Below are 26,191 nucleotides of genomic sequence, written 5' to 3'. Positions count from 1 at the left end.
GTTTGAACACTACGGGGGCAGCTGGCGGCGGTCAAGGCGCAGGGGCATTCATTACATCGCTTGATACAACCCCATAACACAGCGATCACGACCGGCCGGTCATGTCTCAACGGTGAGCCAGATTGACTTCAGACTGAGGTGCCGTTGACGCTTATTCCTGATTCGCATAACAGATGCAGATTTAGACTTGGACAAGACTAAGCCAGCCTTCTAATGTGTCGGCCATTGCGCTTCCGACGGGAGGCTTGGATTCGTACAGGTGACTGATGAGCTGGGATTCACTGCCGATGATTGGCGTTGCAGCACTGCTGTGCTGGGTCATCTACGCCTTCGTTCGCGAAAAGTTCAGCCCGGATGTGGTTGTCGCCATCGCGGTTGCGATTCTGCTGGTCAGTACCTTGCTGACGCCCTCCGATGTACTCGGCGTGCTGTCCAACAGCGCCCCCATCACCATCGCCTGCATGTTCATTCTCTCGGCTGCGCTGGAACGCACCGGGTGCGTCGAGGCGCTCGGCAACTGGCTCGCCCGCATGGGTGGCGGCAGCCCGTTGCGCACCTTGTTCAGCCTTATCGTGACCGCGCTGGTACTGTCTACCTTCATCAACAATACCCCGGTGGTAGCAATTCTCACCCCCGTCGCAATCGCACTGGCCACGCAGGTGGGCAGCAAACCGTCGAAGATGTTGATCCCGCTGTCATACGCCACCATCCTCGGCGGCACCATGACCATGATCGGCACCTCGACCAATATCCTTGTTGACGGCGTTGCCCGCCAGATGGGCCTTGAGCCGTTCGGCATGTTCGACATTACGCTGCCGGGGATGATCGTCGCGACGATTGGCGTGGCCTTCATCATGCTGGTCGGCCACCGTCTGCTGCCAGATCGGGAAAGCCTGTCCAAGCAGTTGCGTCCCGACCAGAGCCGTCCGTTCATGACCGAGCTCCTGGTCCCGCATGATTCCCCGGTGATCAATCAGACGATCGCCGATGCCAATCTGAACGGTAACAGTGGCATCCAGGTGCTGAAGATTTTCCGCGGCGACGAGGAGCTGTCCACACCGGTCAACAGCACAGTGCTGAGCGCCGGCGACCGCCTGGTTCTGCATGCCAACATGAAAGATTTCGTCGAACTGCGACAGAACGGCTTGCTGGCCTTCAATCGTGAACAGGCCGCCCGCTTCGAGACCATCTCGACCCGCGACGTGATCCTCGCCGAGGCGATCGTGGGCCGCAACTCGCGCTACAGCCACCGTCCGATGCGCGATCTCAACCTGACCGCGCGCTACGGCATTCACGTGCTGGCCATCCATCGTCACAACGAAAATATCCAGGACAATCTGGACGAATTCCAGCTGCAGTTCGGCGACGTGATGCTGGTGGAAGGCACGCCTTCACAGATCAAGAAGTTCGCCGACAACGGCGAGCTGATCAGCCTCAATACCGTGCAGGAACGCGCCTACCGCCGCAACAAGGCGCCTATCGCCATCGCCGCGGTGCTGGCCGTCATGGTGCTGGCAGCCCTCAAGGTTATGCCCATAGAAGGGCTGGCAATGATCGCCACTGCGGTGGTGATCGCCACCGGCTGCCTGGACACCGAAGATGCCTACAAGGCAGTGGACTGGCGCATTCTTTCGATTATTTTCGGCATGCTGGCGATCAGCATCGCCATGGACCGGGTCGGACTGGTGAGCAGCGTGGTGGACAAGGTGATGCTGCTCGCACCACTGCTCGGGCCGCTGTTCATGCTGTCGTTCATCTATCTGCTGACGTCGATACTGACCGAGATCGTCAGCAACAACGCCGTGGCGGTTCTGCTCACGCCCATCGCCATAGGCGTGGCACAGCAACTGGGTGCCGATCCGATTCCGTTCGTGGTGGCAGTCATGTTCGCCGCCAGCGCCAGCTTCGCTACGCCGATCGGCTACCAGACCAACACCTTCGTGTATAGCGCGGGAGGCTATCGCTTCAGCGATTTCCTGAAGATCGGCATACCGCTGAATCTGATCATGTGGCTCACCGCGACCCTGATCATTCCGCTGATCTGGCCCCTCTTCCCTGCCGCGTGATCAGCGGCTTTCCAGATGATCGTGCAGATCGATGAACTGCTGGGTCAGCTTGTGGCGTCCGTCCATGTAGATGAGCGGGGCACTGGCTTCGTGGGATTCGCGCATGCGGATCGAGCTGGAGATGTATACCGGGAGCACCGGCAGCCCTTCGGCGACCAGCTCGTCGAGGATCTTCTTCGGCAGCGCCGCACGTGACTGGAACTGATTCACCACGATCCCTTCGATCTGCAGATCCTCGTTGTGCTCCTCCCGAATGTCCTCGAGCTCGCCGAGCAGCCCATACAGGGCCTGACGGGCGAAGCTGTCACAGTCAAAGGGGATCAGACAACGATCTGCTGCGATAAGCGCCGAAACGGTATAGAAGTTAAAGCTGGGAGCCGTATCGATATAGATCCGCTCGTAACTGGACTTCAGGTCCTTGAGCAGCTTGCGCAGCTTCTGGATCTTGTACCGGGATTCGAGCTTGTGCTGAAGCTCGGCCAGCTCGGGACTGGCCGGCATGATCCACAGATTTTCGAACGGCGTTTCCGCCACGTACTGTTCGGCCGGAAGCTTGTCGGCACGGCCGGCCAGGGTATTGGAGAAGAAATCTGCCAGCGTATGGTCGACGTTGCCCAGCCCTGAGCCAAGCAGGTAATGGCTGGAGTTGGCCTGCGGATCGAGGTCCACCACGAGCGTCTTGTAGCCGGCTGCGGCGCTGACCGCAGCGAGATTGCAGGCGATACTCGACTTGCCCACGCCCCCCTTCTGGTTGAACACGACACGTCGCATACCGCCCTCCTCGGTTACATGATTTGTTAAGCCTGGCCTACGATAGCAGAGGGATCGTGGTATATCGCTGACAGCTCGTGCACTGCCTCGATGAAGGCGCCGGCATGTGCCGGATCCACTTCCGGAGTGATCCCGTGGCCCAGGTTGAACACATGGCCGTTGCCCTTGCCGTAGCTGGCCAGGATACGACTGACTTCGGCGCGGATCGCTTCGGGTTTTGCATACAGCACCGTCGGATCCATGTTGCCCTGCAGGGCCACCTTCGCACCCACCCGGGAGCGCGCAACGCCGATGTCCATGGTCCAGTCGAGCCCCAGCGCGTCGGCACCGGCATCGGCGATGCTTTCCAGCCACAGACCGCCGTTCTTGGTGAACAGGATCACCGGCACCTTGCGGCCATCGTGCTCGCGAATCAGACCGGAGACGATGCGGCGCATGTAGGCCAGAGAAAACTTCTGGTAGGCGTCTGCAGACAGGTTGCCGCCCCAGGTATCGAAAATCTGGACCGCCTGCGCGCCCGCACGAATCTGCCCGTTCAGGTAGCCGGTCACCGCATCGGCCAGCTTGCCCAGTAGCTGGTGCATGGCTTCGGGCTGATCGTAGAGCATCGCCTTGGTCTTGCGGAAGTCCTTGGACGAGCCGCCTTCGACCATGTAGGTCGCCAGCGTCCAGGGACTGCCGGAAAAGCCAATCAGCGGCACACGACCGTTAAGTTCACGGCGAATGGTGCGGACCGCATCCATGACATAGCCGAGGTCGTTGTTGGCGTCCGGCACCGAAAGCGCCTCGATATCCGCAGCGGTGTCGATGCGCTTGCGAAAACGCGGACCTTCGCCGGTTTCGAAATACAGGCCCAGCCCCATTGCATCGGGGATGGTGAGAATGTCGGAGAACAGAATGGCCGCATCCAGCGGGTAGCGCTCCAGAGGCTGCAGCGTGACCTCGCAGGCCATCTCCGGATTCATGCAAAGCCCCATGAAGTCACCCGCACGCGCACGGGAGGCGCGATACTCCGGCAGGTAGCGTCCGGCCTGGCGCATCATCCATACGGGCGTGACGTCCACCGGCTGGCGCTGCAGCGCGCGGAGGAAGCGATCATTCTTCAGGTCAGTCATGGGGTAGGTATCCGGTGGCGAAATCAGCGCACATTGTAACGGCAATCGGTGCAAACATCAGGCCCGGCGCCTTAAACAACAAGGGCGCCCTGAGGCGCCCCTGTCGATACGACGGTAGCTCAGACCCCGAGATATTCGAGAATGCCTTCGGCAGCCTGACGGCCTTCCCATACCGCGGTGACCACCAGGTCCGATCCGCGGACCATGTCGCCACCCGCGAAGATCTTCGGGTTGCTGGTCTGGAACTTGAACTCCGGCGTCTGACCGGCCACGACCCGTCCCTGACTGTCGGTGTCGATCTGCTTTTCACCAAACCAGTCGGCCGGGCTCGGGCGGAAGCCGAAGGCGATGACCACCGCGTCGGCCGGGAGCACTTCTTCCGAGCCGGGGATCGGCTCCGGGCTGCGGCGCCCACGCGCGTCCGGCTCGCCAAGGCGCGTCTCGACAACCTTGACCCCTTCGACCTTGTCTTCGCCGACAATGGCGATCGGCTGGCGATTGAACAGAAACTTGACGCCCTCGTCGCGCGCATTCTTCACTTCCTTGCGCGAGCCGGGCATGTTTTCTTCGTCACGGCGGTAGGCACAGGTCACCGACTTCGCTCCTTGCCTGATCGAAGTACGGTTGCAGTCCATGGCGGTATCACCGCCACCGAGCACCACGACCTTTTTGCCCTTCATGTCGATGAAATCCTCGGCTGACTTCTCGAAGCCCAGGTTGCGATTGACGTTGGCGACCAGAAAATCGAGCGCGTCATACACGCCAGGCAGGTCTTCGCCAGGAAAACCGCCCTTCATGTAGGTGTAGGTGCCCATGCCCATGAACACCGCATCGTATTCTTCGAGCAGCTGATCGATAGTGACATCCTTGCCGATCTCGGTATTCAGGCGAAACTCGATGCCCATGCCGGTGAACACTTCGCGACGGCGCGACATGACCGTCTTTTCCAGCTTGAACTCGGGAATGCCGAAGGTCAGCAGACCGCCGATCTCCGGATTGCGATCGAAGACCACCGGCTTGACGCCGGCGCGCACGAGAATATCCGCGCACCCCAGCCCGGCCGGGCCGGCACCGATGATGGCGACGCGCTTGTCGGTAGGCACTACCTGCGACATGTCCGGACGCCAGCCCATGGCGAACGCCGTGTCGGCGATGTACTTCTCCACCGAGCCGATGGTGACCGCACCGAAGCCGTCATTGAGCGTACAGGCACCTTCGCAGAGGCGGTCCTGCGGGCACACGCGGCCGCAGACTTCGGGCAGCGTGTTGGTCTGGTGTGCCAGTTCTGCGGCTTCGAGGATGTTGCCCTCGGACACCAGCTTCAGCCAGTTCGGAATGTAGTTGTGGACCGGGCACTTCCATTCGCAATAAGGGTTGCCACAGCCCAGGCAACGGTGCGACTGGTCGGCAGCCTCGTCCGGCTTGAACTGATCATTGATCTCGACGAACTGGGTCTTGCGCGTCTTCAACGGACGCTTTTTCGGGTCCTTGCGGCCCACTTCGACGAACTGGAAGTCGTTATTCAGACGGTCAGCCATATCTAAACCTCTTTTTGGCAGCAAACGGTCACGGGCCGGTCACTACCAGAACTAATCGCTGGCGCGCCATCCGGGCGCGCCACTGTTCGCTTATTGCGGGCTCGCCAGCGTGGTGGAAAGCAGCGCGCGCAGGCTTGCGGCCTTCGGCTTCACCAGCCAGAAACGGCGGATGTAGTCGTCCAGGTTGTCCAGCACTTCGCGGCCCCAGGCGCTGTCTGTCTCGGTCACATACTCGGTCAGCACCTGAGTCAGATGGCTCCGGTAGGCTTCCATCGACTCGCTGCTGATCCGGTGCAGCTCGACCAGCTCATGGTTGAGCTTGTCGAAGAAGCTGTTGTCCATGTCCAGCACATAGGCGAAACCACCGGTCATGCCGGCGCCGAAGTTATGGCCCGTCGCACCCAGCACACAGACCATGCCACCGGTCATGTACTCGCAGCAGTGGTCACCCGAGCCCTCGATTACCGCGTGGCAACCGGAGTTGCGCACGGCGAAGCGCTCGCCAGCCACGCCGGCAGCGAACAGCTTGCCGCCGGTTGCGCCGTAGAGGCAGGTGTTGCCGATGATCGAGGTCTGCTCGGAACGGAACGGGCTGCCGTTGGGCGGCGTTACCACCAGCTTGCCCCCGGTCATGCCCTTGCCGACGTAGTCGTTGGCGTCACCTTCGAGATACATCTGCAGCCCGCCAGCATTCCACACGCCGAAACTCTGGCCCGCAGTGCCCTTGAAGCGGAAGGTGATCGGCGCATTGACCATGCCCTGGTTGCCGTGCAGCTTGGCGATCTCGCCCGACACGCGCGCGCCAATGGAGCGATCGCAGTTGGTCAGATTCATCTCGAACTCACCACCGGTCAGACCGTCGATGCATGGACGCGCCATCTCGACCATCTTCTCGGCCGTCAGGCCCTGGTCAAACGGGCGGTTGCGCGGCTGTTCGCAGTACTGCGGCTTGTCTGCCGGGACCGCATCGCTGAACAGCAGCGGACGCAGGTCGAGATTCTGCTGCTTGGTAGTGCTGCCGGGCAGGATTTCCAGCAGATCGGTACGCCCGATCAGATCCTGCAGGCGGCTAACGCCAAGCTTGGCCAGCCACTCGCGCGTTTCCATGGCAACATAGGTGAAGAAGTTCATCACCATCTGCACGGTGCCGATGTAGTGGTTGTCACGCAGATGCTTGTTCTGCGTCGCAACACCGGTTGCGCAGTTGTTCAGATGGCAGATGCGCAGGTATTTGCAGCCTAGGGCGATCATCGGCGCGGTACCGAAGCCGAAGCTCTCGGCACCGAGAATTGCCGCCTTGATCACGTCCAGACCCGTTTTCAGGCCACCATCGGTCTGTACCCGGACCTTGCCGCGCAGATCGTTGCCGCGCAGGGTCTGATGCGCCTCGGAGAGGCCCAGCTCCCAGGGTGATCCGGCATAACGGATAGAGGTCAGCGGCGAAGCGCCTGTGCCGCCGTCGTAACCGGAAATGGTGATCAGGTCTGCATACGCCTTGGCCACGCCTGCGGCGATGGTGCCGACGCCCGGCTCTGCCACCAGCTTGACCGAGACCAGCGCGGCGGGGTTGACCTGCTTGAGGTCAAAGATCAGCTGCGACAGGTCTTCGATCGAATAGATGTCGTGATGCGGAGGCGGAGAGATCAGCGTCACACCCGGCACCGCATAGCGCAACCGTGCAATCAGTTCGTTGACCTTGCCACCAGGCAGCTGACCGCCTTCGCCTGGCTTGGCACCCTGCGCCACCTTGATCTGCAGTACCTCGGCGTTGACCAGGTATTCGGGCGTGACACCAAAGCGACCGGAGGCGATCTGCTTGATCTTCGAGGTGCGCTCGGTGCGATAACGCGCCGGGTCTTCGCCGCCTTCCCCGGAGTTCGAGCGGGCACCGAGGCGGTTCATCGCTTCGGCGATCGCCTCGTGCGCTTCCGGCGACAGCGCGCCGAGCGAAATACCCGCCGAGTCGAAGCGCTTGAAGATGCTGTCCAGCGGCTCGACCTTATCCAGCGCAATCGCGGTCTGGTCGTCGCGCACCTTGAGCAGGTCGCGCAACGCGGCGACCGGCCGGCTGTTCACCAGCGCAGCATATTCGAGGTACTTGTCGTAGCTGTCACCCTGCACCGCATCCTGAAGGGTGCGGACCACGTCCGGGTTGTAGGCGTGATATTCGCCGCCGAACACGAACTTGAGCAAACCACCCTGCTGGATGGCCTTGCGCGGATTCCAGGCCTCGCGGGCCAGCAGCTGCTGTTCGACCTGCAGATCGCTGAACCGCGCGCCCTGAATGCGGCTCGCAACGCCACGGAAGCACAGATCGACCACTTCATCAGCCAGACCAACCGCTTCGAACAGCTGAGCACCACGGTAGGACACCACCGTGGAAATGCCCATCTTCGAGAGGATCTTCAGCAGACCCTTGGAGATGCCCTTGCGGTAGCTCTTGAAGACTTCGTACAGGTCGCCAATGACCTCGCCGGTGCGGATCAGGTCACCCAGCACTTCGTACGCCAGGTACGGATACACCGCGCTCGCACCGAAACCGATCAGCACGGCGTAATGATGTGGATCTCTGGCCGTGGCGGTCTCGACCAGAATGTTGCAGTCACAACGCAGCCCCTGCGCAACCAGGTGGTGGTGCACTGCGCCAACGGCCAGCGCGGCATGTACGGGCAGCTTGCCCTGCTCGATGCCGCGGTCGCTGAGTACCAGCAATGTCTTGCCTTCACGCACTGCGGCTTCGGCCTGCAAGGCGATGGCGGTTACCGCTTCGCTGAGCGGCAGATCTTCCGGCGCATTCAGGTTGATGACCTGATTGGCAAAGCCGGGACGATCCAGGTTCATCAGGGTGCGCCATTTCGCCGGCGAAATGATCGGAGTGCTCAGGATTGCACGGTTACCATGCTCTGCCGTTTCCTCGAACACGTTCCGCTCGGCACCGAGACAGGTCTCCAGCGACATGACGATCGCTTCGCGCAACGGGTCGATCGGGGGGTTGGTAACCTGCGCGAACTGCTGACGGAAGTAGTCATATACCGAACGCACCCGGCCCGAAAGCACGGCCATGGGCGTGTCGTCGCCCATCGAGCCGACAGCCTCCTGACCGTTCTCGGCAAGCGGTCGCAGCACCTGGTCGCGCTCTTCGAAGGTGACCTGGAACATCTTCATGTGCTGCTTCAGACGCTCCTGCTCCATGAAGTCGGCGCCGTGATCGCGATCGTCCAGCGTCGCCTGGATGCGCAGCGCATTTTCCCGTAGCCACTTGCGATATGGATGGCGTGACTTCAGACGACCCTCGACGTCACTGGTATGCAGTACCTCGCCGGTCTGGGTGTCGACCGCCAGAATCTGGCCGGGCCCTACCCGGCCCTTGCTGATCACGTCTTCAGGCTTGTAGTCCCAGACGCCGATTTCCGATGCGAGGGTGATGTAACCGTTCTTGGTCACCACATAGCGCGCCGGACGCAGCCCGTTACGGTCGAGCAGACAGACCGCGTAGCGGCCTTCGGTCAGCACGATGCCGGCCGGACCGTCCCAGGCCTCCATGTGCATGGAGTTGAACTCATAGAACGCGCGCAGATCAGCATCCATGGTTTCCACGTTCTGCCATGCCGGCGGAACGACCATGCGGATGGCGCGGAACAGGTCCATGCCACCGGTGATCAGAAGCTCGAGCATATTGTCCATGCTCGAGGAATCGGAGCCGGTAACGTTGACGATCGGGGAAATGCTCTCCAGATCGGGCAGCAGCTCGTTGGTGAACTTGTTGCGACGCGCGTTGGCCCAGTTGCGGTTGGCGGTGATGGTGTTGATCTCACCGTTGTGCGCCAGCAAGCGGAACGGCTGTGCGAGCGGCCACTTGGGCAGCGTATTGGTCGAGAAGCGCTGATGGAAGACGCTGATGGCGGTCTCCATGCGCTCGTCACTCAACTCGGGGTAGAAGCGGCCAAGATCGGCCGGCATCATCAAACCCTTGTAGGCTATGACCTTGTGCGAAAGGCTGCAGACGTAGAAGTTCTCATCGCCCTGCATGGCGACTTCAGCGCGCCGGCGCGCATAGAAAAGCTTGATGCCGAACTGCTGCTCGTCAAGACCTTCGCCGGATACGAATACCTGCTCGATGCGCGGCATGCAGCTTAACGCCAGCGGTCCGAGCACGCTCTCATCCACCGGGACAGGGCGCCAGCCCAGCGACGTCAGGCCCTGTTCTTCGAAAGCCTTCGCGAAAGCCTGGCGGGCGGCGTCGGTGGCAGCCTGGTCGGCGCTCATGAAAATCATGCCGACGGCGTATTGCTCGGGCAACGTCACCGACAAATCTTCCTGCGCGACCGCGCGCAGATAGCTATCGGGCTTCTGGATCAGCAGGCCACAGCCGTCACCGGTCTTGCCATCGGCGTTGATGCCGCCGCGGTGCGTCATGCACGTCAGTGCTTCGATGGCCGTTTGCAGCAGGTGATGACTGGGTTGGCCTTCCATATGGGCAATCAAGCCAAAGCCGCAGTTATCCTTGAACTGATCAGGCTGGTATAGACCTGCTTTCATAGGCACACTCTCAAAAAGCTATTGAATTCAGACGCTTAGACTAACCAACGGAAGACGTGATCTGGCTAGGCGCCGGACAAAAGGGGTGTAATTGTACACAGCGGCCTGCACCGCCACAATTGATTTTGCGCGAGAAGTGCCGCAAAAGCATATCCAAATGTCGTAAATCGGAAAGCTTTTACTGCAGAAACAGAAATGACGGCCCGCCGTGCGACGGGCCGGTGAGCATTATGGCAGAGACTGCTGGATACTGGCGATGGTTCGGGGCCACGGCTTCTGCTGACGCAACGGCCCGGGCAGCCTGCCCGCCGCCTGCTGCGCCTGCTGCCGGTCCGCATAGGCGCCCTGCGTAACCACAAACCAGGGCTTTCCTTCATGCCGCGTTTCAAAATAGTGCAGCTCACCAACCCCCTCATGCCCGCTCATGAAATCCAGGGCCGCTTGCCTGGAGCGTGAGCCGAGCAACTGCAGAACGTAACGATCTCCGGACTGCTGGCGATACCACGCAGCCGCATCGGAACCCGCCGCGGCCGCCGAGGGTTGCGGGCGCTCCGCAGGTGCCGGGGCGGGAGTTGAAGCAGAGGCTACCGGCGCGGCTGGCCGAGGCTCCGACTCTGTCGCCTGCTGAGGCGGGACGGGAGCCTCGTCCGCTGTGACCGGCGGGGCGGGCGTCGCCGCAGGCGAACTGGCGGGCGCGGCCAGGGCCGGCTCATCTCCGGCGACGACCGGCTGGGGCGGCGCTTCGACGAGAGCCAGGTCTTCCGGCATATCCGAAGCGGCTTCCATAGGATCGAGCTGTTCCGGAGGAGGCATGACTGGATCGGTGGCATCGACTTCCGCCACCTGGGTCGGCAACTCGAGCACGGTGGTAGTAGGCTGTTGGGCAGTGTCTTCGCCCCCCATCATCCAAGCGGCCGCGACACCGATGGAAACCAGCACCAGGGCGATCAACGAGCGACGCGGTATGATCGGCCCGCGCGGGGCAGACTCGGTCACCGCATCCTGCTGGTCATCTTCCAGCGCACGGCGTCCAGCTTCGTTGATGCGTCCGGGCCACCCCTCGCTTTCGTCGTGGATCCACTCGACCTGCGCGTCGCTGAACAACTCGATCGACTGACCAGCGCCCTCCAGTCGCTGCGCCAGGTAGTCGCGCGTCTCTTCCAGTGTTAGCGGTTGCAGCGAAATGCGGTGGTACCAGCTCTTTTCTTCCGGAAGATCGATGGTCACCAGCGTGCCGGCGAGAACGTCTTCCCCAAACAGAAACACCTTGGGTGCGAAGCGGTCGTCTACCTGGCTGAGATCGGCGAGCAATTGCAGCGAGGGAGCGTCGAGCTGATGCGCATCATCGACGACCACATACAGTTGCATGCCGACGTCGTGCAGCTGCTCCGCGCGCTCCAACAGGGCCGCTATCGATTTTTCCGGCACGCCCACTGCCTGACACAGCGTGGCCACCAGTGCGTCAGCAGACTCCACCTCGCGGCCGGACGTCACCACGCATTGCGCAGCGTCCTTGTTGGTACTGGCAATCAGCGCCTGACGCAGCAGCGTCTTCCCGCTGCCGCGGGGTCCGGTAACGACCAATACCTGACCAGCGAATCGGGCAAGATGATGCAGCTGGGCCAGCACCGGCTTGCGCTGCGGCGTAAAGAACTTGAAACCCGGCGTACGCGCCGCAAACGGGTCATGGCTCAGCTGGTAGTACTCGAGCACGTCCTGCGCATCACCGCCGGCGTTTAGGTCTTGGTCCCGCTCTGCTTTCATGGATACTCTTTCCGCAGGGTGTCATTGAGTGCTTCAGAATCATAATCAGCGGTCACTGTGGCATCGCCCAGCGCGCGCAACAGCACCAGCCGCAGCTGGCCGTCCAGCACCTTCTTGTCGACCGCCATCAGGCGCAGAAAATCGTCAGGCTGCATGGTGTCAGGCGGGCTGACCGGCAAGCCGGCGGAGCGGATGATGGAGACGCCACGCTGGCATGCCGCCTCGTCGATCCAACCCAGCCGCACAGACATGGCCAGTGCCATGGTCATGCCGGCTCCCACTGCTTCGCCATGCAACCACGTACCGTAACCCTGATGCGCCTCGATGGCGTGCCCGAAGGTGTGACCAAGATTGAGAATGGCCCGCACCCCACCCTCCCGTTCGTCAGCGCCGACGACCTCCGCCTTGATGGCGCAGGAGCGTGCGATCGCCTGCGTGATCGGCGCGGAGTCCAGCGCCCGAAGGCTGGTCATATTGCTTTCTAGCCAATCAAGGAAGCCCGCATCCCGGATCAGGCCGTACTTGATGATCTCGGCCAGGCCGGCACTCACTTCACGGTCCGGCAGCGTTCGAAGGGTCGCGGTGTCGATCAATACCGCCTTGGGCTGATAGAAGGCGCCGATCATGTTCTTGCCGGCCGGATGATTGATGCCGGTCTTGCCACCCACCGAAGAATCGACCTGCGACAGCAGCGTCGTCGGAATCTGGATGAAGTCGACGCCTCGCTGGTAACAGGCCGCAGCGAAACCGGTCATGTCACCGATTACCCCGCCGCCCAATGCAATGAGGGTGGTGCGACGATCGTGGCGATGCTCCAGCAGCGAATCGAAGATCTGTTGCAGGGTTGCCCAGTTCTTGTACGCCTCACCGGTAGGCAGCACCACCGAGAGTACATCGCGGCTGCTCAGCAGCCCACGTACCTGATCCAGATACAGCGGCGCTACGGTATCGTCAGTGACGATACAGACCTGCCTGCCTGCAACATGACCGAGCAGAAGCTCAGGGCTCTGAAGAAGCCCTTCACCGATATAAATAGGATAACTGCGTTCATCGAGCTCGACCGTCAGACGCTGCATGACACCCCTCCGTTACTGGCTCGCCAGCATACATCAGAGCAGTCCGCGCGAAAACGAGAGAGCAGATGGCGCATCGAAATGTCAGTTCGCCGAGTCCTGCAGACGGGAGATGATGGCGTTGACGACCACCTTGGGGCCGCGCTGGTCGGTGTCGATGATGAGGTCGGCGATTTCCCGGTACAGCGGATCGCGTTTGGCCATCAACTCGCGAAGAACCTTTTCCGGGTCTGCATTCTGCAGCAAAGGCCGCTGACGATCCTTTGCGGTACGCTGCAACTGCTGCTCCACGCTGGTACGCAGATAGACGACGAGTCCGCCCTCGGCAAGCGCCTTGCGGTTCGCTGGCCGCATGACCACACCACCCCCGGTGGCCAGCACAATGCCGTTTTCGGCGGTGAGCTCAGCGATCATCGCCTCCTCACGCTGACGAAAACCTTCCTCACCTTCGACGTCAAAGATCCAGGGGATATCCGCACCCGTTCGGGCTTCGATCTCGCGATCGGAGTCCTTGAACGGATACTTCAATTCCCTGGCCAGAAGCCGTCCGATGGTGCTTTTTCCGGCACCCATCGGACCTATGAGGAAGACGTTACGCAAGCTGCTTACCTGGCAACGGAAATCGCTCCGTTGTTGATGATGCGGGGCGTGAGGAACACCAGCAGTTCGGTCTTGCTCTCGGACGTGATGTCCCGACGGAAAGCCCGACCGACGACCGGCAGATCACCCAGGAAGGGCACCTTCTCCTGCGCCTGCTGGGTCTCGCTGGAGAACACACCACCGATCACGATGGTTTCGCCGTCCGCCACGAGAATCTTGGCATTGACCTCGTTCTTGCGAATGGTCGGCACGCCGTTCACTTCGTTGGTGAAGTCCGGCTCGTCCTTGGTGACGACCACTTCCATGATCACCTGATTGTCAGGGGTGATCTGTGGCGTTACCTCGAGCGACAGTACCGCTTCGGCGAACGCTGTCGTGGTCGCGCCGCTGGAGCTGGCTTCCTGATAGGGAATCTCGGAGCCCTTGAGGATCTTCGCGGTTTCCTTGTCGGAGGTCACGACCTTGGGCTGGGAAATGATCTCGCCATTACCGGTGCTTTCCATCGCCGACAGCTGCAGATCGAGGATCGCATTGTTGGTGATGAAACCGATGCCGATACCGGACGTGGCCCCTGCGACGCCCATGTCAACAAACGGGGTGTTCAGCGGAATCTCGGGGATGCCGATAAAGCCAGCGGTATTACGCGATATTTCCGTCGTGGCACCGGTAATCGGGTCAGTCACTGTAACCGGGTTGGGGTCTTCGACCACGCCCATGTTGCCGTCTTTACCATACGCGTTGAAGCGAGAGCCCAGGTTCACGTTACCACCCCAACGCACACCCAGCGCCTTGTCGAAGCCGACGTTGGCCTCGACAATCCGAGCCTCGATCATCACCTGACGGACCGGAATGTCCAGCTGGGTCACGATGCGACGCAGCTCGTCGAGCTTGTCCTGGGTCTCCAGGGCGATGATGCTGTTGGTGCGATCGTCGACGGTGATCGAGCCACGCTGCTCCCCCTGCGCGCCAGCAGTGACCGACGCGAACAGCTTGGCAATGTCGGCGGCACGGGCGTAGTTCACCTGGATCAACTCACGACGCAGCGGAGCCAGCTCGGCGATCTGACGTTGGGATTCCAGCTCCTGACGCTCGCGGGCAGCAATTTCGTCCGCCGGGGCAACCAGCAGCACGTTACCGACGCGGCGCTTGTCCAGACCCTTGGTTTTCAGAACCAGGTCCAGCGCCTGATCCCAGGGCACATTCTGCAGACGCAGTGTGATGCTGCCTTCCACCGTGTCGCTGGCAACCAGGTTCAGGTCGGTGAAATCGGCAATCAGCTGCAGCACTGAGCGCACTTCGATGTTCTGGAAGTTCAACGACAGCTTCTCGCCGGTGTAGGCAAACTCATCGGCGCGGCGCTGCTCGACCTCACCACGGCTAAGCGGCTTGAAGCTGACGATCAGCCGATCTTCAGCCTGGTAGACCAGATGCTCGAAGTAGCCGCTGGGCTCGATGTTGATCGTGGTATTGCCGCCGGATGTGCTGGCATTGATGAAGTTGACCGGCGTGGCGAAGTCCTTCACATCGAGCCGGACGCGCAACTCGTCAGGCAGACGGGTATCCGGGAAATTCAGCCGCACGCGTCCGCCCTGCTCGTCCACGTCGACGCGGATCGACGGATCCGACAGGTCGATGATGACGTTGCCTTCACCCTGCTCTCCGCGCTGGAAATCCAGACTGCGGATGGCCTTGCCGCCGGACGCGGCAGCGGAGGACACGGCAGGCTGGTCAGCGGAACGCCAGTTGTTCGAGGACGCCGAAGCAGCAGAGCCGGCCGACGCCGTCGCCGGGGCGGAATAGCCCGGCGCGCTGTCGGTGCCGACCAGAATGAACAGATTGTTGCCTTCTACCCGCGTGGTATAGGGCGCGAGATTCGTCAGGTTGACGATAAGACGGGTACGGTCGTTGGCTTCGACAATGTTCAGGCTGCGCGCGTTACCCAGGCCTAGCTCCCGGCCGCGTTCGCCGAGCTTGTTCTTCACGCCCGGCAGATCCAGCGCGATCCGAGCGGGCTGCTCGATGGTGTAACCCTTCGGCGTAGCGACCGGTTCGTCGAATGTGAGCTTGAGCTCAACCCGTTCACCAGGCAGAGAGGCTACATCCAGTTTCTGCAGGTCGGCGGCGGCCACCCACGGGCTGAGTACGGCCAAGACCGCAGCGAGCGAAAACTTCCTGGTTAGAGGCATTTGATTGCGTTCCACGCGTGACTGTTTACAGTTCATTTTATCTCTCCCTGGTTGTCCTATCCGCGCTCAGGCAAGCTGAGTGTCCGCGGGCGCTCCAACCAACCACCTTCCCCGTCTGGGACTATTTCCACCACTTCGATTCGCCCTTCCTCGATACCGGTGATGCGACCGTGGTTACGGCCGAGATAGTCGCCAATACTGACTCGATGCACACTGCCTGCGCCACGTACCAGCGCCTGCATGCCACCCTGATTGCTAAGCGTGCCTACCATTTCGAAGCCTTCGATATTGAAGCCTTCGAGGAACTGCCTGGTGCGGTTTTCGTCCGGCTTGATGTCCTGGGAACCGCGCTCGCGCTTGGTCAGGTCGAGCCTTACCGGAGGTTGAAACGGACTGCGCAGGGACGTCGCGCTGTAGGTAAATGCCTCGTAGGGCGGAAAACGCGGCGTAGGTTCGATCTCGCCGGAAGGCCGCGCCCGGGTTTCGTCCATGAAGACCTGCAGGTCCTGGAAGTCACTATTGCCGCACCCGGTCAGCAACGAAGACAGCGCAGCGGCGGCGAACAGATTACGCTTGATCATGATCATTGCTCCGTCCCCGCCTCGTTATAGCGATAGGTCTTGGCTGTGATGCTCATTTTGAGCAGGTCGGAGTCACTCTCCTCCAGAGGAGCGAGGTTGAAATCATGTAAAGTGACGATGCGCGACTGGCCCGCCACGCCGCTAATGAACGTTGCGATGTCGTGATATGAGCCCTGGACCACGATGCTGATCGGCAATTCTATGTAGAACGGCTGAGCAACCTCTGGCTGTAGCGTGATCGATTCGAACTCCAGCCCGCTCTTCAGACCAAGGTCGGTGATGTCATCCAGAAGACCCGGGACTTCCGTGTCGCTGGGCAATTGCTTGAGAAGCTCACCGAAACGCTCCTCGATATCGGCGAGTTGTTCCTTGTACGCATCAAGGTTCGCCGCGCGGAAAGACTTTTCAGTAAAGTCATTCCGCAATTGCACCTCTTGAGCCTCACTACGCTCAAGCGATGCACGAAGGTCCTTGAGATGGAACTGGTAACCGAGCCCGATCAGGACGATGAACACCAGAGCCGCAACGATGACTTTCAGCGCGCCGGGCCAGGCACCTATATTGTTGAAGTCCAGGTCGTTGATATCGACCTTCTTCAGGCTTTCCATGGATTGAGCGAAACTCATTGCTGCTGCTCTCCCTCAGCGGCACGTGCGCCGGGTTCAGTCTGGCGCACGGACAATTCGAACACGTTCGCCTGATCGACGCCGCCCTGGGTCACAGCACGAACCGCAGTCAGGTTCGGCGCAGTCAGCCATTCGGAAGCGTCCATCTGGCGCATCAAATTGGATACGCGGTTGTTGGACTCTGCGGCTCCCTTGATATTGATGGTCGGCCCTTTCATCTCGACGGAGGTGAAATGCACACCGTCAGCCAGGGTTCTGGCCATCTCGTCGAAGACCCGAACGATGATCGGCCGGTTACCCTGCAAGTCCTCGATGATCTTCACCCGGTCCAGCAGTTGGGTACGCCGCGCCTGCAGCTGCTCAATCTCCTTGATGCGCGCCTCGAGTACGTTGATTTCCTTCTGCAGGAACTCGTTGCGGGCGTTCTGGTGGTCGATGCGACCGCTGAGAATCCGGTCGCCGAGGAAGATCAGCGCGCCGGCAAACAGCACGATGAGAACCAGGACAGTCAGAAACTCTTTCTTGCGCTCTTCCCTGAGCTGCTCGCGCCAGGGCAACAGGTTAATGCGAGCCATTAGTCGAAACTCCTCATTGCCAGACCGCAGGCGATCATCAGCGCCGGCGCGTCATTGCTGAGCGCTACCGCGTTCACCTTGCTGGACAGGGTCATGTTCGCGAAGGGGTTGGCGACCAGCGTCGTGGTACCGAGCTTCTGCTGAACCAGCTGATCCAGACCCGGAATCGACGCTGTGCCGCCAGCGAGGAGGATGTAGTCGACGTCGTTGTACTGGCCACCGGCAAAGAAGAACTGCAGCGAGCGTGAGACCTGCTGCACGACCGCGTCCTTGAACGGGCTGAGGACTTCGCTTTCGTAGTCGTCAGGCAGACCGCCCTGCTTCTTGGCCAGACCCGCCTCTTCCTGCGAAAGACCGTAGCGGCGCTGAATCTCGTCGGTTAGCTGCTTGCCACCGAACAGCTGCTCGCGGGTATAGATGATGCGACCCTTGCTCAGGACACTGAGCGTCATCATCGTCGCGCCGATGTCGATCACCGCGATGGTCGGTGCCTGATCGCCACCGTCGAGCTGTCCGACGACAAGCTCACAGGCGCGCTCCATGGCGTACGCCTCGACCTCGACGATTTTCACATCGAGCCCGGCCAGCGCCAGCGCGGCCTCACGGATGTCGACGTTCTCCCGGCGGCAGGCTGCCAGCAGGACTTCGACACGTTCAGGATTGCGCGGTGACGGACCCTGCACCTCGAAGTCGATGGCGACCTCGTCGAGTGGGTAGGGAATGTACTGGTCGGCCTCGAGCTTGATCTGCTCTTCCATCTCGGCATCGTCGAGACCGGCATCCATCTCGATGATCTTGGTGATCACCGCGGAGCCGGCCACCGCGACGGCGGCCTGTTTGAGCGAGGTTCGCGAGCGTGCCAGGACCTTTTCCAGCGCCTGGCCGACCCCTTCGAGCTCGACAATGTTTTTCTCGACCACCGCGCTGGGTGGCAGAGGTTCAACCGCGTAGGCTTCAACCTTGTAGCGGTTACCCGAGCGACTGAGTTCCAGCAGCTTCACGGTCGTGGAGCTGATGTCGATACCCAGAAGCGCATTCGACTTCTTCTTTATGAGCCCTAGCACAGCCAATTTCCTATCAGCGACCGACACTTACGGACGGTTTATGTTTTCCTACATTAAATAACAGTCGCTGTGCAAGCGCAAATGGCGAAATGGAAAAAAATGCGCTTATAATGCAGACTGTTAACCCGTTCTCACCCTAGCCTCAAGCTAACCATCTCATTTATCAGGGAAATCCTTCTCCCTCATGCGTTTCGTCAAATTTATTCTGTGGTCGCTTCTGGCTCTGGCTAGCGCTCCGATACTGGGCCTGAGCGGGGTAGCGCTCTATCTTAGCCCTGCTTTACCGGATGTTGATACACTTCGCAACGTGCAACTGCAAACGCCGTTACGGATATACAGCACAGATCACAAATTGATCGCTGAATTTGGCGAAATGCGTCGCTTCCCCATCAGTTTCGACCGTGTGCCGAATAACTTTATACTGGCACTTCTGGCTGCGGAAGATGACAACTTCCTCAACCATCATGGCGTCGACCCGGCGAGCCTCGCCCGGGCCGTTGGCGAGCTCATCACGACCGGTCAGATTCAGACAGGCGGTAGCACCATCACCATGCAGGTGGCGAAGAACTACTTCCTCACCAGCGACCGGGTGTTTTCCCGCAAGATCAACGAGATACTTCTGGCGCTGCAGATCGAGCGCAACCTGTCGAAACAGGAAATCTTCGAGCTCTACGTCAACAAGATCTATCTGGGCAACCGTGCCTACGGTATCGAAGCAGCAGCGCAGGTGTACTACGGCAAGAGCATATCCGAGCTGCCGTTGGCAGACCTGGCGATGATCGCGGGGCTGCCCAAGGCTCCTTCCCGTTTCAACCCCATCGCCAACCCGGAGCGCGCGCAGATCCGGCGTGACTGGATTCTGCAGCGGATGCTCAGCCTCGGTTATATCGAACAGGCTGCCTACGAAGAAGCGATAGCCACACCAAACATAGCCCGCAACCACGGGGCTGACCCGGATGTGGAGGCGCCCTATGTTGCAGAGATGGCGCGCCTGGAGATGATCGAGCGGTACGGCGATGCTGCCTACATCGATGGCTATCATGTCTACACCACGATCGACAGCGAACTGCAGGAACAGGCCAACCGTGCATTACGCGAGGGGTTGCTGGAGTACGACCGCCGGCATGGCTACCGCGGCCCGGAAGCCCGTCATCCCGACGCGCCGGTGGAGGAATATCCCCGGCTGCTACGCGACTACGCCTACCTCGGCGGGCTCGCGCCAGCCATGGTCCGCGCGATCGACAGCGACAGCGTCGACATCATTTTGCGCAATGGCGGCGAAGCGGTCATCCCGTGGGAGCAGATGAAATGGGCACGACCGCAACTGGGTGTGGACAGTCTCGGACCTGCGCCCGGCGCACCCGACGATGTGCTGGCAGTGGGCGACGTGGTGCGAGTCACCCGGGTTCAGGATGACACCTACCGGCTTGCGCAGCTGCCTCAGGCGCAGAGCGCGCTGGTCGCCCTGTCTCCGCTGGACGGCAGCATCCAGGCATTGACCGGTGGTTTCTCCTTCGTGCAGAGCAAGTACAACCGCGTCACCCAGGCCAGACGGCAACCCGGCTCAAGCTTCAAGCCGTTCCTGTACGCCGCTGCCCTGGACAATGGCTACACCCCGGCGAGCCTGGTCAACGATGCACCGCTGGTTTACGTGGATGAGTTTCAGGACACCGAATGGCGCCCACGTAATTCCGGCGGCGACTTCCTGGGTCCGATTCGTCTGCGCGAAGCGCTGTATCGCTCGCGCAATCTGGTGTCGATCCGCCTGATGCAGGACATGGGCGTGGACCGTTCGCTCGATTACATCCAGCGTTTCGGCTTTCGGCGCGAGGAGCTTCCGCGCAACCTGTCGGCCTCGCTCGGCACCTCCGAGCTGACTCCCTTGCAGATAGCCCAGGGCTACAGCGTCATCGCCAACGGCGGGTTCGCCGTGCGCCCGTACGTGATCGATCGGGTCGAGGACCGCTTCCGTCAGGTCGTGTTCCTGGCCCAGCCGCCGATTGCGGAAAGCGCACAGGATCACTTCGAGGAGCGCCTGGCAGAGTACCGCGACAAGGTCCTCGCGCCGCTGGAAGAGGACGTGACGGTGGCCGAACGCGTACTCGATCCGCGGACCACATACCAGCTGACCAGCATGCTCAAGGATGTCATCACCCGCGGAACCGCCGTGCGTGCTCGCCAGCTCGAGCGGGACGATCTGGCCGGCAAGACCGGGACGACCAATGATCAGAAGGATGGCTGGTTTTCCGGTTACAACGCCGACCTGGTCGTTACCGTCTGGGTCGGCTTCGACCAGCCAGCCACGCTCGGCAAGCGTGAGTATGGCGGGACCACGGCTCTGCCGATCTGGATGCGCTTCATGGACGGCGCGCTGGAAGGTCGGCCGGAGCACAGCCAGTCGATGCCTGATGGGCTGGTCAGCGTGCGCATCGACCCGACGACAGGCCGAGCGGCGCGACCCGGCTCGTCTGCCGGATATTTCGAAGTATTCAAGGAAGAAGACGCCCCGCCACCATTCAGCGAGCTCGACGACAACGGCTATAGCGCCGACGATGCCGAAACGCCTCTGGAGCTGTTCTGATCGCACGTCCGCCGATGATTATCGGCGGCAATTCAGCGGGTCGATGAGACCCGCGCTCAGGCTCAACGCGCTTCACTCCTGAACGGTCTGTCCCTAAGCTGACGCGACAGACAAGAACAAGAGGCAAGCAGCCATGCTCGAGCGAGACTATCTCAACACCCTCAAGACGCTTCAGCGGCAGGCATGGCCGACAGGCAAGCCAACCGAGCCGCAGTATCCCCTGGGTGAAAGGCCGCTGACCGAGTACCTCCGCCACTGGGCGCAGCAGACGCCCGAGCGGGCTGCCATCGAGTACTACGGTCACCGCACGAGTTATGCCGAGCTCGACGAGCTCAGCGATCGCTGCGCCGCGCTGCTGTATTCCCTCGGCGTAGCGCCCGGCGACCGTGTCGCGGTATTCATGCCCAACTGCCCCCAGCTGCACATCGCCTTTTACGGCATCCTCAAGGCGGGCGCCATCCATGCCCCGGTCAGCCCGATGGCCAAGGGGATGGAGCTTGCCTATCAGCTCGAGGACAGCGGCGCGACCGCGATTGTCTGTTTCGATCAGCTGCTGCCAGTGGTGCGCGAGATACGCGACCAGACCGAACTGAAGGTCGTCATCAGCACCAGCCTGTCCGAGCTGTGCTCCGCCAGTCCACCGATTCCTGTGCCGGACCTGCTGCGTGCGCCCAAGCTGGATCTCACCGACAGCATCGACCTGCTTCCTGCACTGGCCAGTACGACAGCTGCGCAGGATCTTCCACGCCTCGGGCTGGATGATACCGCCGCCCTCAACTACACCGGCGGTACGACCGGACTGCCCAAGGGCTGTATCCATACTCACGGCGACATGCTCTACACCTGCGCCAGCTTTCTGCCTGTCGCGCTGGGCATGGATCCGGACCGGGTCAGCCTGAATTTCATGCCGGAGTTCTGGATCGCTGGCGAGAACGCCGGCCTGCTTTACCCTGTCTTCAGCGGCACCACGCTGGTACTGCTGGCACGCTGGGACGCCGAAGCCTTCATGGCTGCGGTGCAGCATTATCGGGTCAGCCATACCGGGCTGCTGGTCGACAGCGCCTCGGAGGTGCTCGACCATCCACGCGTCGGCGACTATGACCTCAGCTCGCTGCAGATCACCAGCTGCGTGTCGTTCATCAAGAAGCTCACCCCGGAATACCGCCGCCGCTGGCGCGAACTGACCGGCTGCACGCTGTTCGAAACCAGCTTCGGGATGACCGAGACGCATACCTGCGACACCTTCACTGCAGGCATGCAGGACGACAACTTCGACCTCAAATCCGCACCGACCTTCGTCGGCCTGCCAGTACCTGGCACCGAGTTCAAGGTCTGTGCCTTCGGCACCGGCGAGTTGCTGCCGCTCGGCGAAGAAGGCGAGCTGTGTGTGCGCTCGCCTTCGCTGCTCAAGGGCTACTGGAAAAAGCCCGAAGCCAGCGCCGAGGCGCTGCGCGACGGCTGGCTGCACACCGGCGACAGCGGCGTAATTACCGAGACCGGTCATATCCGCTATCTGGGCCGGCGCAAGGAGATGCTCAAGGTCAACGGCATGAGCGTATTCCCCAGCGAACTGGAGGCGATGCTCGGCCAGCACCCGGACATACTCGCTTCGGCGGTGATCGGCCGCGACGACGAGAAGCGCGGGCAAGCCCCGGTTGCCTTTGTCGTCGCCAAGCCGCTCAGCGGGCTGACAGCCGAAGCGCTGATCGAATGGTGCCGTCAGTCGATGGCGGTCTACAAGGTACCCGACGTCAGGCTGGTCGAGTCGCTGCCGATGACCGCCACCGGGAAAGTCAAGAAACAGGACCTGCAGGAATGGATCAACTAACCCATGCCATTTGAACGCTTGCTGATCGCCAACCGTGGCGAGATCGCCATCCGCATCGCCCGCGCCGCCGCGGAACTGGACATTCCCACCCTGGCGGTCTTCGCCGAAGACGACGCTCAATCGCTCCACGTGCGCAAGGCGGACGCCGCTCAGGCCTTGAGCGGGCGGGGCGCCGCCGCCTATCTGGACATGGACCAACTCATCGCGGTAGCGCGCGAGCATCGCTGCGACGCCCTGCATCCCGGTTATGGCTTTCTCAGCGAAAGCAGCGAGCTGGCGCGTCGCTGTGCCGACGCCGGCATCACCTTTGTCGGCCCATCGCCCGAGGTGCTCGACCTGTTCGGTGACAAGTCGCGCGCCCGGCAGCTGGCGAGCGAAACCGGCGTACCGCTGGGCCTGGGAACCAACCAGGCTACCAGCCTGGAAGAAGCGCGTCGCTTCATGCAGGATCACGGCGGCAGGCCCGTCATGCTCAAGGCGCTGGCCGGTGGCGGCGGTCGCGGCATGCGCGCTGTCCACGACCCAGTCGAGCTGGACGAGGCCTATGCACGCTGCAGCTCGGAGGCGCGATCAGCCTTTGGTTCCGGTGAGCTCTATGTCGAGCGGCTGATCGAGAATGCCCGGCACATCGAAGTTCAGATCATCGGCGATGGCGATTCTGTCGCTCACGTCTGGGAGCGCGAATGCACGCTACAGCGCCGCAATCAGAAAGTGCTGGAGATTGCGCCGAGCCCAACGTTGAGTACCGAGCTTCGTCAGCGACTGCTCGACGCCGCGCTGCAACTGGCCGGCTCCGCCGGGTATCGCGGGCTGGGAACCTTCGAGTTTCTGGTTGACGACGACACCCATCAATTCGTGTTCATGGAAGCCAACCCGCGCATTCAGGTCGAGCACACGGTGACCGAAGCGGTGACGGGACTGGATCTGGTGCAGATCCAGCTGCGTCTGGCCGGGGGCGCAACCCTGGCCGACCTGAATCTGGAGCAGCAGCATATTCCTGCGCCGCGTGGCTACGCCATCCAGCTCCGTGTCAACCTCGAAACCATGGCCGCCGATGCCTGTACCAAGCCCTCCGGTGGCACGCTGGCGGTGTACGAACCACCGAGCGGCCCGGGCATCCGGGTCGACGGGTATGGCTACAGCGGCTACACCACCAGCCCCAGCTTCGACTCTCTGCTGGCCAAGCTGATCGTGCATGCCGATGCCGATTTTTCCGGCGTGTTGCGCCGGGCTTACCGCGCACTGTGCGAATTCCGTCTGGAAGGCGTTGCGAGCAACCTGGCCTTCCTGCGCAATCTGGTGCAGCACCCGTCGGTTCAGGCCAACCAGGTCAGTACACGCTTTATCGAGACGCATGCCTCGTCCCTGGTAGCTGACGCAGCGCATCAGGATCTGTTCTTCAGCGGATCAGCCGACCCTGCGGCAACTCGGCACCAGATCGATGCGCCGCCCGGCACCGTAACGCTTGCCGCGCCGGTACAGGGCGTTCTGGTTAGTCTGTCGGTAAGCGAAGGCGATTCCGTCGCGCCCGGTCAGCCGATCGCCGTGCTGGAATCGATGAAAATGGAGTTCGTGGTCAAGGCCGAACAGGGCGGGATCATCCGAGCTTTGCCGGTCGAGCCGGGCGCGAGCCTGTTTGAAGGAAGCCCGCTGGCCTTCGTCGAGCCCGCCGAGGTGGCCGCCGGAGAAGTACAGAGCGAAGAGAGCGTTGATCTCGACCACATCCGCGCCGACCTGGATGAACTACTTCAGCGCCGCGCCGACCTGACCGACGAGCGCCGCCCCGACGCGGTCGCCAAGCGCCGCAAGACCGGCCAGCGCACCGCTCGGGAAAACCTTGCCGACCTGCTGGATGACGGCAGCTTCATGGAGTACGGCGGCTTCGCTCTGGCCGCCCAGCGCACGCGCCGCAGCCATGAGGAGCTGCTGAAGATGAGCCCGGCTGACGGACTCATCACCGGCATCGGCACGGTCAATGCCGAGCAGTTCGGCGCCGAAGCCGCGCGCTGTATGGCCATGAGTTACGACTACACGGTATTTGCCGGCACCCAGGGGGTGATGAACCACAAGAAGACCGACCGCATGCTGGAGCTGGCCGAGCAGTGGCGCCTGCCGTTGGTGTTCTTCACCGAAGGCGGCGGCGGGCGGCCGGGCGATATCGACAAGGTCGGCGTAGCCGGACTCGACTGCACCACCTTCATGCGCATGGCCCGGCTCAGCGGCCAGGTTCCGCTGGTGGGCGTGGCCTCGGGCCGCTGCTTTGCCGGCAACGCCGCCCTGCTGGGGTGCTGTGACGTCATCATCGCCACTGAAAACGCCACCATCGGCATGGCCGGACCGGCGATGATCGAAGGCGGCGGGTTGGGCCGCTTCACGCCCGAAGAGGTCGGCCCGACCAGCATGCATGGGCCCAATGGCGTGGTCGATGTGGTGGTCGCCGACGAGGCCGAAGCCACTCGGGTAGCCAGGCAGTATCTTTCCTATTTCCAGGGCGACCTGCCCGGCGGTGAGTGCGCAGACCAGCGTCGCCTGCGCCATCTGATTCCGGAAAACCGCCTGCGCGTCTACGACATTCGGCAGGTCATCGAGACCCTGGCTGACACCGGCTCGGTGTTGGAACTCCGTCGTCAGTTCGCGCCGGGGCTGATCACCGCGCTGGTGCGCATCAATGGCAAGGCGTTCGGCCTGATCGCCAACAACCCCATGCACCTGGGCGGCGCCATCGATGCCGTGGCCGGTGACAAGGCCGCGCGCTTCATGCAGCTGTGCCAGGCGCACGGCTTGCCGATGGTCTCGCTGTGCGATACGCCCGGCTTCATGGTCGGCCCGGATTCGGAGCGCCAGGCGACGGTCCGCCATGTATCGCGCATGTTCGTGACCGCTGCCAGTCTGAAGATCCCGTTCTTCACGGTGGTGCTGCGCAAGGGCTATGGACTCGGCGCGCAGGCGATGGCCGCCGGCAGTTTCCACGCGCCGATGTTCACCATCGGCTGGCCGAGCAGCGAATTCGGTGCGATGGGTCTGGAAGGTGCGGTGCGCCTGGGTTACTCCAAGGAGCTGGCAGCGATCGCAGACGAGGGTGAGCGCCAGCAGCTGTTCGAGAAGCTGGTTGCCGAGTTGTATCAGCGCGGCAAGGGGCTGAGCATGGCCAGCTTTCTGGAGATAGACGCGGTGATCGATCCGATCGAGACCCGTGACTGGCTGCTGCGCGGACTCAGTTCGGCGCCGCCGGAGTCACTGCAGCGCGGCCTGCGTCCGTTCGTCGATACCTGGTAGGGCCAACA

16 protein-coding genes are annotated in these 26,191 nt (G+C 61.8%); 4 read left to right on the top strand and 12 right to left on the bottom strand.

The genetic code is table 11. From position 1 onward, the window contains the following. Positions 1-266: 266 nt before the first annotated feature. Positions 267-2,066, top strand: a complete 1,800-nt coding sequence (locus tag KEM63_RS01705) for an SLC13 family permease (protein WP_223654370.1) — start codon at positions 267-269, stop codon at positions 2,064-2,066. Here the strand turns inward: KEM63_RS01705 and KEM63_RS01700 are convergent, their stop codons facing one another. The 12 genes from KEM63_RS01700 to KEM63_RS01645 all read right to left on the bottom strand — a co-directional run bounded on the left by KEM63_RS01700 (position 2,067) and on the right by KEM63_RS01645 (position 18,498). Beyond that, positions 2,067-2,837 carry a ParA family protein gene (locus KEM63_RS01700; RefSeq protein ID WP_223654368.1) on the bottom strand — a complete coding sequence of 257 codons (771 nt, stop codon included), beginning with the start codon at positions 2,835-2,837 and terminating at the stop codon, positions 2,067-2,069. Between the two features lie 26 nt (positions 2,838-2,863). Further along, complete coding sequence (hemE, locus tag KEM63_RS01695) at positions 2,864-3,952, bottom strand: uroporphyrinogen decarboxylase (RefSeq protein ID WP_223654367.1); 1,089 nt, start codon at positions 3,950-3,952, stop codon at positions 2,864-2,866. Positions 3,953-4,071: 119 nt separating this feature from the next. Further along, a complete protein-coding gene (locus KEM63_RS01690; RefSeq protein WP_223654366.1) occupies positions 4,072-5,490 on the bottom strand; it encodes an FAD-dependent oxidoreductase in 1,419 nt (472 codons plus the stop codon). Between the two features lie 90 nt (positions 5,491-5,580). Beyond that, positions 5,581-10,029 carry a glutamate synthase large subunit gene (gene gltB / locus KEM63_RS01685; RefSeq protein ID WP_223654365.1) on the bottom strand — a complete coding sequence of 1,483 codons (4,449 nt, stop codon included), beginning with the start codon at positions 10,027-10,029 and terminating at the stop codon, positions 5,581-5,583. 228 nt (positions 10,030-10,257) lie between these two features. Continuing rightward, positions 10,258-11,793, bottom strand: a complete 1,536-nt coding sequence (locus KEM63_RS01680) for an AAA family ATPase (protein WP_223654364.1) — start codon at positions 11,791-11,793, stop codon at positions 10,258-10,260. Next, the gene (gene aroB / locus KEM63_RS01675; protein ID WP_223654363.1) at positions 11,790-12,869 is read right to left on the bottom strand and encodes a 3-dehydroquinate synthase; all 1,080 of its coding nucleotides are present in this window, start codon (positions 12,867-12,869) and stop codon (positions 11,790-11,792) included. The genes KEM63_RS01680 and aroB overlap by 4 nt, the downstream gene beginning before the upstream one ends. A gap of 81 nt (positions 12,870-12,950) precedes the next feature. Continuing rightward, positions 12,951-13,466, bottom strand: a complete 516-nt coding sequence (aroK, locus tag KEM63_RS01670) for a shikimate kinase AroK (protein ID WP_223654362.1) — start codon at positions 13,464-13,466, stop codon at positions 12,951-12,953. Between the two features lie 5 nt (positions 13,467-13,471). Continuing rightward, positions 13,472-15,652, bottom strand: a complete 2,181-nt coding sequence (locus KEM63_RS01665) for a type IV pilus secretin PilQ (protein WP_223654360.1) — start codon at positions 15,650-15,652, stop codon at positions 13,472-13,474. Between the two features lie 56 nt (positions 15,653-15,708). Continuing rightward, on the bottom strand, positions 15,709-16,233 hold the full coding sequence (locus tag KEM63_RS01660) for a pilus assembly protein PilP (RefSeq protein ID WP_223654358.1): 525 nt from the start codon (positions 16,231-16,233) through the stop codon (positions 15,709-15,711). A gap of 2 nt (positions 16,234-16,235) precedes the next feature. Further along, positions 16,236-16,859 (bottom strand): type IV pilus inner membrane component PilO, encoded by a 624-nt coding sequence (locus tag KEM63_RS01655; RefSeq protein ID WP_223654356.1) that lies wholly within the window; start codon positions 16,857-16,859, stop codon positions 16,236-16,238. Next, the gene (locus tag KEM63_RS01650) at positions 16,856-17,434 is read right to left on the bottom strand and encodes a PilN domain-containing protein (RefSeq protein ID WP_223654354.1); all 579 of its coding nucleotides are present in this window, start codon (positions 17,432-17,434) and stop codon (positions 16,856-16,858) included. Before KEM63_RS01650 ends, KEM63_RS01655 begins: the two co-directional genes overlap by 4 nt. Continuing rightward, the gene (locus tag KEM63_RS01645; RefSeq protein ID WP_223654352.1) at positions 17,434-18,498 is read right to left on the bottom strand and encodes a pilus assembly protein PilM; all 1,065 of its coding nucleotides are present in this window, start codon (positions 18,496-18,498) and stop codon (positions 17,434-17,436) included. Before KEM63_RS01645 ends, KEM63_RS01650 begins: the two co-directional genes overlap by 1 nt. A 184-nt stretch (positions 18,499-18,682) precedes the next feature. Here KEM63_RS01645 and KEM63_RS01640 point away from each other — a divergent pair, with 184 nt between their 5' ends. The 3 genes from KEM63_RS01640 to KEM63_RS01630 all read left to right on the top strand — a co-directional run bounded on the left by KEM63_RS01640 (position 18,683) and on the right by KEM63_RS01630 (position 26,183). Further along, positions 18,683-21,079: a penicillin-binding protein 1A gene (locus tag KEM63_RS01640; RefSeq protein ID WP_223654350.1), complete on the top strand. Its 2,397-nt coding sequence runs from the start codon at positions 18,683-18,685 to the stop codon at positions 21,077-21,079. A gap of 133 nt (positions 21,080-21,212) precedes the next feature. Beyond that, complete coding sequence (locus tag KEM63_RS01635) at positions 21,213-22,907, top strand: AMP-binding protein (RefSeq protein WP_223654348.1); 1,695 nt, start codon at positions 21,213-21,215, stop codon at positions 22,905-22,907. 3 nt (positions 22,908-22,910) lie between these two features. Next, complete coding sequence (locus KEM63_RS01630; protein ID WP_223654346.1) at positions 22,911-26,183, top strand: carboxyl transferase domain-containing protein; 3,273 nt, start codon at positions 22,911-22,913, stop codon at positions 26,181-26,183. Positions 26,184-26,191 lie beyond the last annotated feature (8 nt).

The sequence above is a fragment of the Halopseudomonas nanhaiensis genome (assembly GCF_020025155.1).
GTDB lineage: Bacteria > Pseudomonadota > Gammaproteobacteria > Pseudomonadales > Pseudomonadaceae > Halopseudomonas > Halopseudomonas nanhaiensis.
Note: the sequence above shows the minus strand (reverse complement) of the source record. Positions and strands in the feature narration are given on the sequence as shown.

Bases quoted from the DNA above. Each gene is read 5' to 3' on its own strand.
- KEM63_RS01705 (WP_223654370.1), top strand. From the start codon at position 267: ATGAGCTGGGATTCACTGCCGATGATTGGCGTTGCAGCACTGCTGTGC.
- KEM63_RS01700 (WP_223654368.1), bottom strand. From the start codon at position 2,837: ATGCGACGTGTCGTGTTCAACCAGAAGGGGGGCGTGGGCAAGTCGAGT.
- hemE (WP_223654367.1), bottom strand. From the start codon at position 3,952: ATGACTGACCTGAAGAATGATCGCTTCCTCCGCGCGCTGCAGCGCCAG.
- KEM63_RS01690 (WP_223654366.1), bottom strand. From the start codon at position 5,490: ATGGCTGACCGTCTGAATAACGACTTCCAGTTCGTCGAAGTGGGCCGC.
- gltB (WP_223654365.1), bottom strand. From the start codon at position 10,029: ATGAAAGCAGGTCTATACCAGCCTGATCAGTTCAAGGATAACTGCGGC.
- KEM63_RS01680 (WP_223654364.1), bottom strand. From the start codon at position 11,793: ATGAAAGCAGAGCGGGACCAAGACCTAAACGCCGGCGGTGATGCGCAG.
- aroB (WP_223654363.1), bottom strand. From the start codon at position 12,869: ATGCAGCGTCTGACGGTCGAGCTCGATGAACGCAGTTATCCTATTTAT.
- KEM63_RS01665 (WP_223654360.1), bottom strand. From the start codon at position 15,652: ATGCCTCTAACCAGGAAGTTTTCGCTCGCTGCGGTCTTGGCCGTACTC.
- KEM63_RS01660 (WP_223654358.1), bottom strand. From the start codon at position 16,233: ATGATCAAGCGTAATCTGTTCGCCGCCGCTGCGCTGTCTTCGTTGCTG.
- KEM63_RS01655 (WP_223654356.1), bottom strand. From the start codon at position 16,859: ATGAGTTTCGCTCAATCCATGGAAAGCCTGAAGAAGGTCGATATCAAC.
- KEM63_RS01650 (WP_223654354.1), bottom strand. From the start codon at position 17,434: ATGGCTCGCATTAACCTGTTGCCCTGGCGCGAGCAGCTCAGGGAAGAG.
- KEM63_RS01640 (WP_223654350.1), top strand. From the start codon at position 18,683: ATGCGTTTCGTCAAATTTATTCTGTGGTCGCTTCTGGCTCTGGCTAGC.
- KEM63_RS01635 (WP_223654348.1), top strand. From the start codon at position 21,213: ATGCTCGAGCGAGACTATCTCAACACCCTCAAGACGCTTCAGCGGCAG.
- KEM63_RS01630 (WP_223654346.1), top strand. From the start codon at position 22,911: ATGCCATTTGAACGCTTGCTGATCGCCAACCGTGGCGAGATCGCCATC.